The sequence below is a fragment of the Paenibacillus terrisolis genome (assembly GCF_056171975.1).
Genome location: NZ_JBKFGG010000027.1, coordinates 80,257 through 96,272 on the forward strand (window position 1 = coordinate 80,257; position 16,016 = coordinate 96,272).

Annotated in this window: 15 protein-coding genes; 2 read left to right on the forward strand and 13 right to left on the reverse strand. The window is 48.2% G+C overall.

Going from position 1 to position 16,016, the window contains the following annotated elements; translation table 11 throughout:
- Positions 1–73: 73 nt before the first annotated feature.
- Positions 74–1,495, reverse strand: a complete 1,422-nt coding sequence (locus ACI48K_RS19555; RefSeq protein ID WP_475029308.1) for an ABC transporter substrate-binding protein — start codon at positions 1,493–1,495, stop codon at positions 74–76.
- 366 nt (positions 1,496–1,861) lie between these two features.
- Here ACI48K_RS19555 and ACI48K_RS19560 point away from each other — a divergent pair, with 366 nt between their 5' ends.
- Positions 1,862–2,752, forward strand: a complete 891-nt coding sequence (locus tag ACI48K_RS19560; RefSeq protein WP_475029309.1) for an AraC family transcriptional regulator — start codon at positions 1,862–1,864, stop codon at positions 2,750–2,752.
- Positions 2,753–2,864: 112 nt separating this feature from the next.
- Here the strand turns inward: ACI48K_RS19560 and map are convergent, their stop codons facing one another.
- The 10 genes from map to ppsA all read right to left on the reverse strand — a co-directional run bounded on the left by map (position 2,865) and on the right by ppsA (position 13,453).
- Positions 2,865–3,611, reverse strand: coding sequence for a type I methionyl aminopeptidase (map, locus tag ACI48K_RS19565; RefSeq protein WP_475029310.1), 747 nt, complete (start codon positions 3,609–3,611; stop codon positions 2,865–2,867).
- A gap of 5 nt (positions 3,612–3,616) precedes the next feature.
- The gene (locus ACI48K_RS19570; RefSeq protein ID WP_475029311.1) at positions 3,617–4,219 is read right to left on the reverse strand and encodes a TetR/AcrR family transcriptional regulator; all 603 of its coding nucleotides are present in this window, start codon (positions 4,217–4,219) and stop codon (positions 3,617–3,619) included.
- 149 nt (positions 4,220–4,368) lie between these two features.
- Complete coding sequence (locus ACI48K_RS19575; protein ID WP_475029312.1) at positions 4,369–5,538, reverse strand: amidohydrolase family protein; 1,170 nt, start codon at positions 5,536–5,538, stop codon at positions 4,369–4,371.
- A 24-nt stretch (positions 5,539–5,562) separates the two neighbouring features.
- Entirely contained in the window at positions 5,563–6,312 is a 750-nt protein-coding gene (locus ACI48K_RS19580; protein WP_475029313.1) for a class I SAM-dependent methyltransferase, read from the reverse strand.
- A gap of 195 nt (positions 6,313–6,507) precedes the next feature.
- A complete protein-coding gene (locus tag ACI48K_RS19585; RefSeq protein ID WP_475029314.1) occupies positions 6,508–7,164 on the reverse strand; it encodes a hypothetical protein in 657 nt (218 codons plus the stop codon).
- A 13-nt stretch (positions 7,165–7,177) separates the two neighbouring features.
- The gene (locus ACI48K_RS19590) at positions 7,178–7,711 is read right to left on the reverse strand and encodes a hypothetical protein (RefSeq protein ID WP_475029315.1); all 534 of its coding nucleotides are present in this window, start codon (positions 7,709–7,711) and stop codon (positions 7,178–7,180) included.
- Between the two features lie 202 nt (positions 7,712–7,913).
- Positions 7,914–8,984, reverse strand: coding sequence for a HAMP domain-containing sensor histidine kinase (locus tag ACI48K_RS19595; RefSeq protein ID WP_475029316.1), 1,071 nt, complete (start codon positions 8,982–8,984; stop codon positions 7,914–7,916).
- Entirely contained in the window at positions 8,981–9,652 is a 672-nt protein-coding gene (locus tag ACI48K_RS19600; RefSeq protein WP_475029317.1) for a response regulator transcription factor, read from the reverse strand. The genes ACI48K_RS19595 and ACI48K_RS19600 overlap by 4 nt, the downstream gene beginning before the upstream one ends.
- Positions 9,653–9,703: 51 nt before the next feature.
- On the reverse strand, positions 9,704–10,720 hold the full coding sequence (locus ACI48K_RS19605; RefSeq protein ID WP_475029318.1) for a zinc-dependent alcohol dehydrogenase: 1,017 nt from the start codon (positions 10,718–10,720) through the stop codon (positions 9,704–9,706).
- 138 nt (positions 10,721–10,858) lie between these two features.
- Positions 10,859–13,453 carry a phosphoenolpyruvate synthase gene (ppsA, locus tag ACI48K_RS19610; protein WP_475029319.1) on the reverse strand — a complete coding sequence of 865 codons (2,595 nt, stop codon included), beginning with the start codon at positions 13,451–13,453 and terminating at the stop codon, positions 10,859–10,861.
- A gap of 263 nt (positions 13,454–13,716) precedes the next feature.
- Here ppsA and ACI48K_RS19615 point away from each other — a divergent pair, with 263 nt between their 5' ends.
- Complete coding sequence (locus tag ACI48K_RS19615; protein WP_475029320.1) at positions 13,717–14,943, forward strand: MFS transporter; 1,227 nt, start codon at positions 13,717–13,719, stop codon at positions 14,941–14,943.
- Positions 14,944–15,016: 73 nt separating this feature from the next.
- Here the strand turns inward: ACI48K_RS19615 and ACI48K_RS19620 are convergent, their stop codons facing one another.
- Positions 15,017–15,481, reverse strand: coding sequence for a phage tail protein (locus ACI48K_RS19620; protein ID WP_475029321.1), 465 nt, complete (start codon positions 15,479–15,481; stop codon positions 15,017–15,019).
- Positions 15,482–15,503: 22 nt separating this feature from the next.
- Positions 15,504–15,983 carry a GyrI-like domain-containing protein gene (locus ACI48K_RS19625; RefSeq protein ID WP_475029322.1) on the reverse strand — a complete coding sequence of 160 codons (480 nt, stop codon included), beginning with the start codon at positions 15,981–15,983 and terminating at the stop codon, positions 15,504–15,506.
- Positions 15,984–16,016 lie beyond the last annotated feature (33 nt).

Here is a 16,016-nt window from a genome sequence, read left to right on the forward strand (position 1 = left end):
ATCTCGCTTTCCACCTCATGTGTAAAGGATGACCGCCGCTTTCGCGATCTCGGCGGTCATCCTTCCAATCTTTTTATTGGTTGCCCTTATTCGCCGCCTTCAGAGCATCGAGATTTTTGTCAATGGCCTCCTTGGCGGTCGTCTTTCCGGTCCAAACATCCCCCAGAACCGATCCGAGCAAGGTGTTGAATTCCGTCGTATTATCCGTATAGAACCAGGAAGCGGGTCTCGCGGCGGAGGATTGTGCATAATCGACTACCGCAGACTTATATTCGTTATACGGAGGGAAGTTCGGATTGTCGACCCATTTATGGGTTAAAGTTTCATCCGTATACCACTTTTCCAGCGTTGGCATCCAGATTCCCGAACTGATAAGGCCCCAGTTGTTCTCTTCGGAACTGTACCATTTGAGCCATTCCATCGCTTCTTTCGGATGTTTGGTCTGGGAGAATACGACACTTGCGCCGCTCGTGTTGAGGGTAATCTTATCCTTCATGTAAGGCAATACGGCTACGCCGTAATTCAGACCTTGCTCCTTGGCTACATTCAAGCTAGTTCCTACGTTCCACGTACCGTTCGTAGCCATGGCGACCTTTCCCGTAATAATGGTTCGCTGAATGCCATCATCGGTCTGGCCGACGGACAACGGAGCAACATGATCCTTCAAGTACAAATCGGCCACTTTCTGAATCGCTTCGATGCTGGCGTCATCCGCAATTTTTACCTCTGTCCCGTCATTGTTATAGAAACCGCCGCCATTGCTAATTGCCCAGGTTTCCAGCTGCCACGTCAGATTTTCGACGGATGCGCCATACTGTACGATACTCTGCGGATCAAAGCCGTCGTCGCCAGGGTGTTTGCCATTCTTGTCGATCGTTAGTTTCTTGGCCGTATCTACGAATTGGTCCCATGTCCATGCTGTATCCAGTGAGGCTGGAGGATAGGGCACATTCGCTTTGTCGAACAAGTCTTTATTGTAATAAAGGATGAGGATTTCATTGGCAGAAGCATAGGCTACCGGTTTGCCTTGATATTTGTAGGCGAGGCTGTCCAGAGGCTTGCTGTCGCTGCCTTCGTACATAGCGCTTACATCAGTCAGCATACCTTGGGTAGAAAACTTGAGGACGCCATCCTCCCGTAACATTCCCGAATCCGGCAATTGCCCTGCCGCTGCGAGCGTATTCAACTTGGTCATATAATCTTCCCAAGGAATCGCTTGCACTTCCACTTCGATACTGTCTTGGGAAGCATTAAACTTGTCTGCAACAGCCTGGGTTGTTTTCCCTTCTTCCTCGCTCCCCCACATTGAATAGGTAATCTTGACCTTTTCCGTCTTGGAAGGCGATGTTTCAGGCGCTTTGGTGGCATCTTCTCCCGATGTTGCTGGCGGTGATGCTGTGTTTGTCTCTTTGTTCCCGGTATTTCCGCAGCCAACGGCACTGAGCACCAATACAGCCAAGAGAAGACCTGCCCCAAGTTTTTTACCTATATTCATGGCCACGCTCTCCTTTCAAAATTTGTATTCTTTTTTATGTCTAACCGTTTGACTCAACCCCTATGAAATAACCCAGTTCTTGAGTTAAACGTTTAGCGCCAGCCCCCTGCAGCCCCGACAATTCAATTAAGAAAGCGCTTTAATTGCATTGTGACATTAGTTATATTCATAAACAACAGATTATTCCAACCTGATTTTTTATAATTTCAACCTTTTCATTCTGACAGCGATATTGCTAAAACTTTGAGTTTATATCAGACCGCCGTCCGTAAGAAACTCTTTTTATAACGATGAGGATAAAGTATCATGAAAATTGAAACCTATTCTAAATTAACACTATCGATTCCAACCTTGGGAGGAACGAGTATGGACTCTGCGATTTTACACTTCATCTCTCCGCCAATACCCTATTTCGTAGACTGCGGTTATGCCTATTACGGAGTGGGAGATTCCCATATCGAACGGAATTGCATCAATGTATTCGATCTGATTGTTGTCCGAAAAGGTGTGCTCTCGATCGGCGAGAACGGCCATTCCTGGGAAATCAATGAGGGGGAAGGATTTATTCTTCTCCCGAATGGCCACCATTACGGCAGCGCTCCCTGCAAAACGGATACGGAAATCATCTGGATTCATTTTCAAACCTTCGGCGGCTGGCAAATGTGTTGCGATATGAACGAATGTATGGGTAACCAGATGGAATTAATCGAGGAGCACAAAAAGCTAGCGTATCTCAACCACGCCGATGTTTGCTCCATTTTCATCCCAAAACACATGAAGCTGTCTCCAAAAGCCGTTGAGGTGCTGGAAACCTTTTTTCAACAGGAGAACGAACCGCAATCCCTTCGGAACTGGAAGCGACAAGCATCCTTCCAATTGTTCCTTCAGTATCTGGATCGCGATTTTGCTTCACCCACAAGCGACACTGCGATTAAACTCGCCGATCGGATCGAGTTGTTCATCCGTCAGAACTACGCCAGTGACATCACGAATTCGGTGCTGCAAGAGAAGATGAACTATCACCCCAACTATTTGGCTAAGGTAATGCTTAAAGTCTACGGAATGACTCCCATGACCTATCTCCAATATTACCGTCTTGAGCAGTCCAAACGGCTGCTGTTGCAAACTTCCTGGTCTATTGCCCGGATCGCCGAAGAGGTCGGCTTCCATCACGTCTCGTATTATTCCCTCTTCTTTACCAAGAAAGAGGGCCTCTCCCCCTCCGGATTTCGCAGTAAATTCGCCAAGAAACGCTAACGGTCCCGATGGTTAATAAACCACCGGGACCGTTTTAAGGTAATATTTTAAGCACCCATTTTTATAAACGCATCGACATTATTAATTAAATACCAATATGAAGGACTGGATTCTATTGTGCGGTCAATATAATCGGGCCATCCGCAGTAATGGCAATCGTATGCTCATACTGTGCGGAAAGCGAGCCGTCAGCGGTTCTGGTGGTCCATCCGTCGGCATCGATCGTCATTAACGCTTTTCCGGCATTAATCATCGGCTCGATTGTAAAAACCATCCCTTCCTTCAAACGGAACCCTTTGCCCGGATTCCCGACGTGGGGATAACTAGGTTCCTCGTGCATCTCCCTTCCTACACCATGACCAAGCAGATCGCGTACCACCGAGAATCCGTTTTGCTCGGCATGACTTTGAACCGCATGCATCACATCGCCGATCCGGTTTCCGACGACAGCTTTTTCGATACCAAGATATAAGCATTCCTTCGTTACCCGCATCAGATTACGTGCTTCTTCCGACACCTCGCCGACCGCATAGCAACAAGCTGAATCGCCGATCCATCCACCCGCCTCCGCGACGATGTCGATTTTGACGATATCGCCTTCCTTGAGCGGCTTCCGGTTCGGAAAACCATGCGCAATGACGTCGTTGACTGACGCACATGTCGCAAACGGATAGCCGTTGTAACCTATCGTATAAGCCTTGGCGCCATTCTCCTTCAGAAACCGCACTGCGAACGACTCGATATCGAGTGTCGTAACGCCCGGCCGGATCATACCGGCGATTGCTTGATGAAAGGCAGCGACAATTTGGCCGGCTTTTTTCATTTCTTCAATTTCCGCTTTCGATTTCAAGATGACCATTCCATTCATCTCTCCTTTGACCGTATGCCTGAAAAAATCATATCGACGATCCCTTCCGCATCCATCTCGCTTTGCATATTGTGGTGGATGTTCAATGCTGCGTAGCCAACAAGCGAGCCATATATCAGATTCGCCGTTTTCTCGGGTGATGTGGAACCGATTCCTTCACGGATCATTTCCACAAACGGTAAATAGATCCGTTCCTGAAAATAGGCAAACAACTTGATGAACCGGTTTCCCGGGAAGTGATGAAAATTATCCGCAACCGTTTTAAGCAAAATAAATACGGAAGGATCCTGGATGCACTTCCGCAGGAGCAGCCTGGAGAACAACTCAGCTTTAAGCAAACTGCCGCCGTCCTCCGTCAAGGCGGGCATCACGGTCGACTCCGTTCGATACAGGGCATCCCACAGTAAATCTTCCAAAAGCATGTGCTTATTTTTGTAGTAATGATACACGGTTCCGTAGCCGAGCTCAGCCTTAACCGCAACATCGCGTATTTCCAATTGAATGCCCTTCTCCAAATACACTTCCGCAGCCGCTTGCATAATTTGGTTCATCCGCATTTCCCGGATCGCGTCATTCTGTTCTTTGGTACGTGGTGACATAGCTCCTCCTTTTTAGACCTGCGGTAATGTCAATGTAAAATATACATCATTTAGAAGTCAGGATCAAGTGCTTTGATCCTCCTGTTTGTTCGATAAAAGCTTTATATTTTGTACGTATGTATAATGATTGATTTTATCCTTGCTGCCGTTTATTGGCCGGTTTCCTTATCCGCCAGCAGTTTTCCGGCGTCCTCTTTCGTCAGGCCGGACAAATCCTTCTCCACGCCGCCGTTGGCTTTGCGAAGCGCCGCAAGCTGCGTCTTCGTGGCCGGCTGCATGAGAATCAACCGTTCAAGGTTTCCGCCGGCAACCTGCCGAGCGATACGGCGGTCGCCCAAAGCGTCGATCAGCCGGTACATCCCATCGATGGCCTGCTCTTCTCCTCCAGGCAAACCGTAACCCGAATCCGTGCTTAATAGAAAACGATCGGGAAAGTGCTTGATGACCGGGATGAAATCGTCCAACTGGTTGGCGCTCTCCGGATTGGAGGCTGTAAAACCGGCAAAAAAGTCGGCGTATAGATTGGGATGCTTCTTTAGCAAATATTCGACATTGTCGGGCGAATTATAGGCATTGATATGGCCGAATATGAAAGTCGTGTCCGGACTGGCTTCGAGCGCTTCCTCCAGCTTGTCGACCGGCTCCCCGCTCGGAGGATCGATATGAAGCAGCACCGGTGCCTTGTATTCCGCGCAGAGCTTGTAAATTTCCGGTAGAATTCCGTCCATCGGATCTTTGGTTTTCCAGGCTACATTGGCCAGGACGGGAGAATTCGTGGAGGCTGCGGCGATTTCTCCGATGCCGAAGTAACCTTTCTCCAACTTGTCCTTCACTGTTTGCAGTCCCGATTCGTCCAGAAGATTGATTCCGGAGAAAAACGGGATGAACTGGTCCGGCGATTCCTGATAAGCGTCCCAGGCAATCTCGTCCGTCCCGACCGCCGAAGGTTCGGACACATCTCCGAAAAGGACAATTCGGTCGACGCTGTCCTGCTTCCATGTCCCCAGCACACTTAAATAGGCGTACTCGCTGGCATCGTGATTATGCGCGTCGACCAGCTGCAAATCGCCGTACCCGGCGACCAGCTCGGTCAGACTTTTCATTTCGGCCTCTGGCGAATCGCCCTTCGTGTCGGTCGATGCGGTATCGGAAGCGGTTGCGGAGGAACGAGTCGTGGACGGCGGATTTACGGAAGGCTCGTCCATCTTTTTCGCCGTTGTGTGCCCCGGGTTTGTAAATAATGGCCCATATATCAGCCTGAAAGCCACCCCCACGATAATGACGATGGCTAGCGAATAAATCAGCGGCTTTTTGGTCATTTCAATCTCCCCACTTTTCTACTCTTATAGCTTTCTTGCTTTAATTACAAAAGTTAAAGGAAGCATCTTTGCTTTTCGGGCGAAATCGCTGTTATCGTCGTGCGATTGCATCATTTCTTCATCTGATTGTTCTATCATTTGCTCAATGACAAACCCCGCTTTTGAAAGCGCATTCACATAAGTTGATAGTTTACGGTCCGATAACGTCAGCACACCTTCTCCGGCTAAATCAAGAGATACCGAATACCAAGATTCATCGAAATAACTCTTATTAAAAACAAGCATATTATTTTCAGCAACAACACATTTGTGTATGGGATGCGACCAACTGAAAATAAATACGCCGTCTTTTTTCAAGTAAGAAGCGATTCGGCAAAAAGTACCCTCAAGGTCGGCGGTCCAGCCTATGGCATAAATCGAATAGACAAAGTCAAAATAATCCTCGGGTATGCCGCATCCTTCTTCCATGGGAGAACAGATCATTTTTGCGGAAAGACCGCACGACGTCAAATGTTGCGTTGCCTTTTCGATTTGTTTTTCTGATATGTCCATCCCCCATAGTTCAGATGCTTTGCGTTTCCCCTGATACTCCAAGGATTGGCCGTTTCCGCAGCCTATCTCCAGCATCTTTTTTCCCGAAACATCGCCAAAAAGTTGGCATTTTTCTTCCGAGACAAACGCTCCATAAAAAGGAAGCGCGATTGCTTTTAAAAAATCATTTCCTTTCGTATTCCAATAGAAGCTGTTTGTTTTATAAACTGTATTCTTGTCCATGCCGGCGCCCTTCCCCCAATATAAAATAGACGTATAATATTGTTGTTTCCCTTCTTAGGATCTAATGGGAATATTACCATAAATTCGCAATCAACTGCAGATAACTCAAGTTACGGAAAATGTTTTTTATCCATTTCCTAATTCGGGGAGCTTGATAGTTAATGGGATTAATGATGCCTTTGGTTTAGCAATATTTTATCTCTCCAACTCAAGTATAGGGGGCTTTTTCTTTGTTTGCATCATAAGAATACTTTTAATCACAACAAGTAGGCTCACGATAATACCGGCTATGGCGCTGTATACATCGGAATTCTCTGTTCCTTCCATGGTCAGCAAGGTGTATTGGGTAACCACAATGGACACCATCGCGTCGATAAAGCTAATGATTTTCATGGTGGAAACGATCGGGTTTTTCAGATGACGGTTAATCACGGTTCCGTAAACGGCAAAACCCAACTTTGCAAAAGAAACGGCGGCCAACAGAAATACGGTGTAGCCGCCATACGCTACTGCATCCCTGACAAAATACATCCTTAGGCAAACCAGCAGATAGGAAGCTCCCAAGAGACCCAGGAAAATACCGCTCCGTTTATAAACGGCAAATTCCTTGTCGTATCTTTTTTCGGGGTCCTCCATGCGTTTGGCCGCAACATACTTGTTAAGGAGCTCGCCTCTTGCAATGTATAGGAGTAAATAATATATCGCATTCGTGATAAACCAGTCGGAAAGAAGATGAACTCCAAGAATCAGCTTTCCGATGCCGCTCAATGCATTGATAACTAGTGATATGGCCGTGGAAGCGGCGGTACGATCCTGATGATTTCCCCAGTAGCGATCAAGTAACGATTTCATTTTCGTTACCCGTTTACTTCACTAACAAATTGCTCGCTTTTTCGCATATCTCATAAACTTCGTCGTATTTTTGATCGATCAAAGGTGCTGCCTTATCCGTAGTCTTCTTGCGAACACTGCAAAAACAGAAGTACGGAACGATCCAACCTGCAAATCCAGGGATAGCCAGAATCACGGAAAGTATCGGTAGCCCTGCATTATAGGCAAACACCGATCCGGCCATAAATGCCGTTCCGATAATGCCGATTGTAAAAGCGGAAATAGAAGCACCCGTGACCTTGGATTGTTCTAGCCTTTCGATTTCCGCGACGTAAACATCGAACTGGCGTTGCAGTCTGCTCAGCTCCGCCTTATTGCGGATTTTACGGTCGCGCTTAAACTTCAGGGTTACAGAGCCTATGCCTTGGATCGAAGTAGTGGTGCCTTCCAGCATCCAACCGAAGTTGGTATAGCCGTCGGCATATACCGATTCCATGTTTCTTTTAACCGTAATATCCTTGTACTCGTAACCGACAAACCCATTTTCATTTTTCGTGATCTCTCCCATTAGGGATTCCTCCTTTAAGTTTTTGGATGACGGACCAGGTCCGATTGATAGACTTAGCTTACTGATGGGTTGTTAGTAAGTTGCTTCTAAAATGTTTGAGAAATATGAATCATAAGTCCTTAAAGCTACAGCATGATTGGGCAGAAAAAACAGCACCCATCCGAATAATCGCATGGGTGCTGCCGTATCCGGTTTTATTCGCTTACGCTTCGGCTCTCAACCTCACGGTAAAGGTAGCCCCTTGGCCGGGCTCGCTTTGCACCGAAATGGAACCCCCTACCAGCTCAATGACACGGAGTGAAAGGGCAAGGCCAAGACCGTTCCCCTCGTTGGAATGAGACGTATCGCCTTGATAGAACTTATCGAAGATGCGTTTCATCGTCTCTTCGTTCATGCCGCAACCGGTATCGGACAGGGACATTGTGATGGTATCCTCGTCCGAGGTTTGCGTTAAGACAATTTTCCCTCCGGGTTCCGTAAATTTCAACGCATTGGAAAGAAGGTTATGCCAAACCATCTCCAGCATGCTCGCATCGGCGCGAATGATCGCGCGGTCCTCGATATCAGCCGTAAATTCGATGTTTTTTTGCTCCCATACGTTCTCGAAAGCGAGCGCGCAGTCGCTGAGCTGGCGACACAGGTCATAAGGCTCGGTAACGGGGATGATTTCCTGGTTCTCCAGTTTGTTGAGCTTCAAAATATTTGTCACAAGCGCCGTCAGGTTTTTGGAGGCGACGATGATCGTATCTGCGTATTCCTTGCGTTTTTCCTGCGGCAGATCTTCCTTTTGCAGCGCCGTAGCATAGCTTTGAATCACGGACAAAGGGGTCTTGATTTCGTGGGACACATTGGCGATAAAATCGTTTTTCAACGTTTCAATGCTGCCAAGCTCCTCCACCATCTTGTTGAAATCTTCAAACATCACGTCTACGTAATCCAGTTTATCCGCGGTGTGCGCAGGCTCCAGATAAACCGAAAAATCCCCCTCCGCGACTTGCTTGGCCGCCTGACTGAGTTTTCTCATCGGCAGATCGAAAGCCCGCAGCTTTTGACGTGAAGAAAATAGGATAAAAATAGCGGTGACGATTGCCCAATATCCCAGCATTCCAAAGATATATTCGGGGGGCATGCGGTCAAAATCCATGTACTGGGCGTAAATCATTCCTTGTCCGGCAGACAATGTCAGCAATACAAAATAGCTCAGGACGTAACCTTTCCACGAAAAATGTTCCGACTTGACCCGAGCGTCCGTTTCTGTCATCCTCTTGCTCATACGAGTACCGCCTTGTATCCCAAGCCATGGACGGTAACGATCTTAAAATCCATGCAATGTGAAAATTTGTCACGGAGTTTCGTAATATACACATCGACCGCGCGAAGGCTCGTTTCACTGTCGAGGCCCCAAAATTCATCCATGAGCTGTGCCCGGGAAAAAGTATGCTTAGGATAGGACAGCAGCTTGTACAGAATGTTGAATTCGCGCACGGTTAACGGAATCTCTTCGCCATCCAGCGTGGCCGTCACCGCGTCTGCGTCCATCATGAGACTTCCTACCGCCAAACGTTTTTCGTTGGCTATGTTCGCCCGGCGAAGCAGCGCACCCACGCGCAGCACCAATTCATCCAGATCAATCGGCTTAACCATGTAATCGTCAATCCCGGCCCGAAAACCTCTTTGCTTTGATGAAATATCATCACGGGCCGTCATGAACAGGATCGGCACCGCCTTATTGAGGTCCCGCACGGTCCCGGCAAATTCAAACCCGTCGATTTCCGGCATCATAATGTCCGAAATGATCAAATCGTACGGATGATTATACATCAAATCGTACGCCTCCCGCGGGTTCAGGCATCCTTTAACGCCATATCCGTTATCGCTTAAATAGGAACAGACGATTTGATTCAGCTTGGCATCGTCTTCCACTACGAGAATGTTGATCATGATTTTCTTCCCTTTGCTGGTTTATTGGCTGGTGGGCCGCTCCGTTATCCTTTACGTCAAATCTACAACTACCTTTACCGTGCCCTTGGCTTCTATCGCTTTGTTAAAGGCTTCCTGAATATCATCAAGCTTATACACCTGCGTGATAAGAGAGGAAAGTTCCTTTTTATAATCTTTTAAATGCTGCACAACCTTAGCAAAATCTTCGTGGGTGTACCCGCTTGAGCCTATTATTTGCACTTCTTTAGACATGACCTGCTGCAAACTGACGGGAACCTCGGACTTATACACGGCAATAATCGAATATCTCGCTTTGGGTTTAACGATCTTCATCACGCTTTCAAACAGAGAAGGAGCCCCGGCTGCATCAATAAAAAGATCAACATCCGGGACAACATGACCGTAAACGTCCACCGTACCATACTGCTGCGCCAAACCTTCTTGGAGGCTTGTCGCAGCGGTATTTACCGTAAAAGCTCCTAAATGCGACGCTTTGGCTAGCCGCCATTCGTCAATGTCAACCACACAGACGTTTCTCATACCTTCAGCAAGCAAGCTGACGGCAGCAAGAAGTCCAATAGGGCCAGCTCCTAGAACGACAATCTTGTCGTCCGGCTGCGGGTTTGCGTTGAAAGCTCCGTGCCGGCCCACGCTCATCGGTTCCAGCAATGAGGCTACCTCTACGGGAACACTCTTGTCGATTTCATAAAGATTGTAGTCAAGTTCAGCGTCTTCCACCAAGACATATTGCGAAAAGCCGGAGCACTCCAGGGATTTTCTTCTGCCTACTTTTTTTGCTGTAATCGGGTTAATCCCCACCCGCATCCCGACCTTGATTTCCTGAGAAACTTCAGACCCGACATCGGCAACTTCGCCGACCATTTCGTGTCCAAATTCGGCACCGAGGCTGATGCCTATGTCGACTCTCCCGACTTTGGCAATATGAATATCCGTACCGCAAATCCCGCCGCTCAAATTTCTGATCAGCACATCATGGGGACCGACAACCGGAGTGGATTTTTCTTCAACACGGATGCCGTCTTTACCGTAATAGATCGCTGCCTTCATTAATTAACTTCACATCCTTATGAGGTTTATCGTAACACGGAACCTACAATACGATAGAAATGTTTATAAATTGTTTGCACATCCATAAACGAAAAATGGCCCCTCAAGCTTCAGTGCTTAAGGGGCTGCATTCATCCATTACAATATTTCGATATACCCTTCTGTTCCATTGACGCGAATGCGCTGCCCGTCTTTGATCAGCTTGGTCGCATGTTCCACCCCGACAACGGCCGGTAAGCCGTATTCGCGCGCGATGACGGCCCCGTGAGTCATCAGTCCGCCAACTTCGGTGACTAACCCTTTTATGCTTACAAATAAGGGTGTCCAACTGGGGTCGGTAAAGGAGGTGACTAATATATCCCCTTCTTCCAGATCGGCATCTTCCATGTTTAAAATGACACGCGCCCGCCCTTCTACGACTCCGGAAGAAACAGGCAGGCCTGCAATTGCTTCAGCCGGGAGATTTTCTCGTTTGTACTCGCCTGCAATGATTTCGCCATCCGACGTGATCACGCGCGGCGGAGTTAGTTTTTCAAATAATTTGTACTCGTCTTTTCGTTTGCCGATGATCCGGTAATCCAATTGATGGGTGCGTACGACTTCATGAAGTTCCTCGAAAGCCAGATAGTAGATATCTTCCTTTTCATGAATAACGCCGAATTGCACAAGCCGTTCGGCTTCTTTCAGCAAAGCCCGCTTATAAACGAAGTACCGGCTGATATAACCGTATTTGGGGTACTCCCTATACCCAATGAAATTCCGAATGAGATCGATCATTCGTTTGGTTTCTTTAGCCTTTTGTTCGCCATCCGGCAATGATTTCAATCGATCCAATAACTCTTGTTCTTTGGCCAAAGCTTCCTGCCGCCCTTGTTCAAATTTCCGACTGCCGGCATTAGGCTCAAAGTTTTTGATGTTGCCAAGAATCAACGGGACAAGAGTGATTGGTTTTTCGCTCCAACGAGTTCTCGTAATATCGATTTCTCCGGTACACCGCATTCCGTATTTGCCGAGAAAATCATAGATCGCGTCGCGGGTTTCCTGTCCGCCCTTAAACTTAGCCAGTTCATCCAAAAATTTATCATCTTTGGCATGTTGCAAATAATCAACGACTTCCGGATAAGGGCGAATCGCATCCGCAACATCCAACAAAGCCAATCCCATTTCCGAAGTAATATTGTTTGGTACGGACTGAGAAAGCGCATCTGCCGCGTTTTTTTCACCCAACCAATTGTACATGTTTTCATTGATCCATGCTGAAGCATCCATGGCAGACATAAACACAGCCGTACTTTGCGGATCAAATAAGATCTTCTTTAGTCGCTGGATATCCTCCAGAATAAAATCAAACAAATCCGCCCCTGATTTCGTGCGGATATTTTGTTTTAACTCCTCTATCGAGGTTTGAGTACGCTTGATCAAATCGGAAACGATGGTCGGATCGTTCTCGAATGGTGCCGGCATATCTGTATGGCTTCTAATGGGAACTGGTGCTGTTTGATCAATGGGCAACAATTTTATAAAATCCCGCTCTATGATGGTCATGAGTGCGCCTTTGATGAGCGGATCGGATCCCATGGCATTTATTAAAGCTTCCCGGCCGACAGGTGTAGCCAGTCTGGATGCAACATCAACAAACAGCCGCCCGCCGGCTTTGCGCATAGGTGCAGGAGTAATCAACAGGTAAAAAGACAATCCCAATGGTTTGATGGGGTCGGTCATCATTTGCTGGTGAGCGACAGATAAATAAACGTGATTTTCCTGATCATTCGCTTCAGGGATCGGATATAAAGTCGTGATCGGCCGGCTCTGGACAATGTAAAAAGTTTCGTCGGCCAAACACCATTCGATATCCTGCGGCTGACCGAAATAGTCTTCGATTCGTCTTCCGATGCGCGCCAGTTGTAAGATTTGCCGTTCCGTAAGGGTTTGCGTCTTTTGCTGATCAGGATCAATCCGCCGTGTTTCCGTTCCGCCTTCTTCCAGGCCATAGATCGCCAATTTTTTGGCGGCAATCCGCATATCGACGATTTCCTCTTCGTGTACTTTATAAGCATCGGCAGATACCAAGCCGGAAACCAGCGCTTCTCCAAGTCCAAAGCCGGCATCGATGGAGAGCAGCTTTCGGTTCCCGGTAATGGGATCGGCGGTAAACATAATCCCTGAAGCCTGCGGGAAAACCATCTTTTGAACGATAACGGATAAATAAACTTGCCTGTGATCGAATCCATTCTGCATACGGTAGATGACCGCACGCTCCGTGAACAGGGAAGCCCAACATTTGCTGATATGCCGCAAGATGGCATCGACGCCGATGATATTCAAAAAGGTATCTTGTTGACCGGCAAAAGAGGCCTGCGGCAAATCTTCGGCAGTCGCGCTGGATCTCACCGCATACGCCAGTTCCTCGCCAAACCGGGAGAGATAGCGATCAACGGCATTCACAACGTCGGAAGGAATTTCCGCATCCATAATGGTTTGCCGAATCTTCCCGCTGATTTCACCAATTTGGTCTCGATCCTCCACTTTTAGCAGGGTTAGTTGATGGAGCAAAGCATGATAGGTTTCATTTTGTTCGATGGCTCTCCGGTACCCCACTGTTGTTATACAAAATCCTTCCGGTACTTGTATGCCTTCAATTCTGGATAATTCTCCTAAATTCAACCCTTTTCCGCCAACGAGTAAAAGCTGCGATTTTTCGATTTCCTGGAAGCCAAGAACCAACGAGCTCATTCACATCTCTCCTAACCATTAAATTGAGAAAAACCATTTGACAAGAGCTAATCAGCATGTTATGATTAAATTGTAAGATGGATTTACTATGCGCGTTTTTATATACATAGTCGTGAATTGATTATATCATCGTGTCTATTTATGTGCAATATAAAAGAACCTGGTATAACTACCCAGGTTCTTTTTGTTTTCCGGTATCATGAGTCACACCAAAAACCTTAGCTCGAGCCGAATTGCCCGATAACAAGAGAGGATGACTTCCATTGAATGAAAACGGCTCGTCCGTGCTCCGTAACCGCTCCTTCCTGCGTTTATGGATCGCGCGGATATTCTCGACCAGTGCTTTTCAAATGCTGTCCGTCGCCATCGGCTGGCAGATGTACGCCCTGACTGACAGCGCCTTTCAACTTGGCCTCATCGGCCTGGCTCAATTCCTGCCCATGCTGTTGCTGACGCTGCCGGCCGGACAGACCGCAGACCGTTACGACCGCCGCACGATCGTCTATCTCTGTCAGCTTATAGAGAGCGTCGTGGTTGTAATTCTCGTGCTTGGCAGTATGCAGGGCTGGCTCGGCTCGGTTCATCTTCTGATCGCTGCCGCCATTCTTGGCGCGTCCCGCACCTTTGAAGGCCCAGCCTCAGCCGCGCTTGTGCCGGACATCGTGGATCGCGAGCAACTGCCGAAGGCAGCCGCCTGGTCCGCCTCGGCGATGCAGACGGCAATGATCGTTGGTCCCTCACTTGGAGGCGTGCTTGTCGTCTGGGGTGTCTCCTCCGCTTACTTTGCATCGCTTGCCGCACTCTTGGCATCAACCGTATTGATTTTCTTCGTCAAGACTGTTCATCTCGTGAAGAAGCTGGACGCCGTCAACATGGACACGTTCTTCAGCGGCCTTCGTTTCGTCTTCGCCCGCAAAATCATCCTCGGCACCATCTCGCTCGACCTGTTCGCCGTCCTGCTTGGCGGAGCGACTGCGCTGCTGCCGATCTTCGCCGAGGATGTCCTGAAAACCGGCTCGCTTGGTCTTGGCCTGCTGCGCTCCGCACCGGCGGTCGGTGCAATTATCGTCTCGCTGATCCTAACCCGATTTTCGGTGGAAAGAGCCATCGGCAAGACCCTGTTTGCCTCGCTCGTGGTGTTCGCCTTGGCGACAATCCTGTTCGGCGTCTCCCGCAACCTCTGGCTGTCGCTCTTCGCGCTGCTTCTCGTCGGCGCTTCCGACGTCGTGAGTGTCGTCATCCGCTCGACACTCGTTCAGGTCAACACCCCGCAGGAAATGCAGGGCCGTGTTAACGCCGTTAACTCGTTGTTCATCGGCACCTCGAACCAACTGGGTGAATTTGAGTCCGGCACGATGGCCGGGCTGGTCGGCGCCGTGCCTGCGACAGTCATCGGCGGGCTTGGCACCCTTGCCGTCGCCGTGATTTGGATGTACTGGCTCTTCCCCGTCCTCCGGAACCTGAAGACGTACACGGCGAAGGAAGGATAAGGGATTGAAACCAAATAGATAAGGTGCCCCGTTCTTGTCCCAAAGCAAAAGACAAGAACGGGGCACCTGCTTTTTAATATTCTCCTTTAATGACGAAAAACGAGCCCCGAATCGTTCCGGCCAGCTTAGACTTCTGTCTGGCAAACTTAAACTTCTCCTCCAGCTCCTTAGGTATCTCCATCCCCTCGGAAAGCTTAAAGCCGACGGCTCGCTTCTTAGGGTCGTCAACCGTGTACATGACGTTGAGTCCAAGACCATCTTCATAAAAGACGTAGGCAAATCGGATGTTTTCCACTTGAAAACGCGATGTTTCCAAAGGCTTGGCTGCAAACTCAATACCACGTTCTTCTTTCAAAATCCGGTTCACATAATCGAGGGTTTCCTCGCTTTCGCCGGCCGGTACAACCGTAAATTCATGATTGTATTTGTTCATAAAGTAACGGGCTTCATTGGCACGTAAACCGGCCAGCGTTTCTGCTACAGGCGAAGACTCCAAGCCAACCGTAGACACATTCTTAAAATCAACGATATAGGACATTTCGGGCTCTCCTTTTATCTTCTTATTTCCTGACAACAGGAATCCATATTTCACCGACAACCATGCCGTTTTGCCGCCCCATCTCTACCGTGGTATTCGGTCCGCCGACATAGGCAATATTTTGGGCTTCCGGCAAGACCTGTCCAAAGGCAATCCCAGCGAGCATATTATGCAATTCACCGGCCGTCATCCCTTCCCCTTTAACAACCAGATATTCTCCCTTGGGAAATTGGATGACTCTGGCTTCTTCCGGCGCCGCTTCCTGTGTCATGACTCCGGCATAATGCATCATTTTGTTATTGACCGCTTCGTTCACGGCAAAAATATAGTCATTCATGGCCTTGGCTTTTAATGAGTCAAGCGTTCCATCCTGACCGATCTTTAGCCAAAAATCCGACTTTTCTTTGTTTATGCCGGCATAGTCCGTATAATGGCTTTTAAGCTCGGTTCCAATACCCACAACCGTAAAGCTGTCTTTTTCTACTAACGTATAATCCGCCATATTCAAAACCTTCCTCTATTTAAAATGGATCAA

Bases quoted from the DNA above. Each gene is read 5' to 3' on its own strand.
- ACI48K_RS19575 (WP_475029312.1), bottom strand. From the start codon at position 5,538: ATGACCAAAAAGCCGCTGATTTATTCGCTAGCCATCGTCATTATCGTG.
- ACI48K_RS19625 (WP_475029322.1), bottom strand. From the start codon at position 15,983: ATGGCGGATTATACGTTAGTAGAAAAAGACAGCTTTACGGTTGTGGGT.
- ppsA (WP_475029319.1), bottom strand. From the start codon at position 13,453: ATGAGCTCGTTGGTTCTTGGCTTCCAGGAAATCGAAAAATCGCAGCTT.
- ACI48K_RS19570 (WP_475029311.1), bottom strand. From the start codon at position 4,219: ATGTCACCACGTACCAAAGAACAGAATGACGCGATCCGGGAAATGCGG.
- ACI48K_RS19555 (WP_475029308.1), bottom strand. From the start codon at position 1,495: ATGAATATAGGTAAAAAACTTGGGGCAGGTCTTCTCTTGGCTGTATTG.
- ACI48K_RS19580 (WP_475029313.1), bottom strand. From the start codon at position 6,312: ATGGACAAGAATACAGTTTATAAAACAAACAGCTTCTATTGGAATACG.
- ACI48K_RS19620 (WP_475029321.1), bottom strand. From the start codon at position 15,481: ATGTCCTATATCGTTGATTTTAAGAATGTGTCTACGGTTGGCTTGGAG.
- ACI48K_RS19560 (WP_475029309.1), top strand. From the start codon at position 1,862: ATGGACTCTGCGATTTTACACTTCATCTCTCCGCCAATACCCTATTTC.
- ACI48K_RS19585 (WP_475029314.1), bottom strand. From the start codon at position 7,164: ATGAAATCGTTACTTGATCGCTACTGGGGAAATCATCAGGATCGTACC.
- ACI48K_RS19605 (WP_475029318.1), bottom strand. From the start codon at position 10,720: ATGAAGGCAGCGATCTATTACGGTAAAGACGGCATCCGTGTTGAAGAA.
- ACI48K_RS19600 (WP_475029317.1), bottom strand. From the start codon at position 9,652: ATGATCAACATTCTCGTAGTGGAAGACGATGCCAAGCTGAATCAAATC.
- ACI48K_RS19595 (WP_475029316.1), bottom strand. From the start codon at position 8,984: ATGAGCAAGAGGATGACAGAAACGGACGCTCGGGTCAAGTCGGAACAT.
- map (WP_475029310.1), bottom strand. From the start codon at position 3,611: ATGGTCATCTTGAAATCGAAAGCGGAAATTGAAGAAATGAAAAAAGCC.
- ACI48K_RS19590 (WP_475029315.1), bottom strand. From the start codon at position 7,711: ATGGGAGAGATCACGAAAAATGAAAATGGGTTTGTCGGTTACGAGTAC.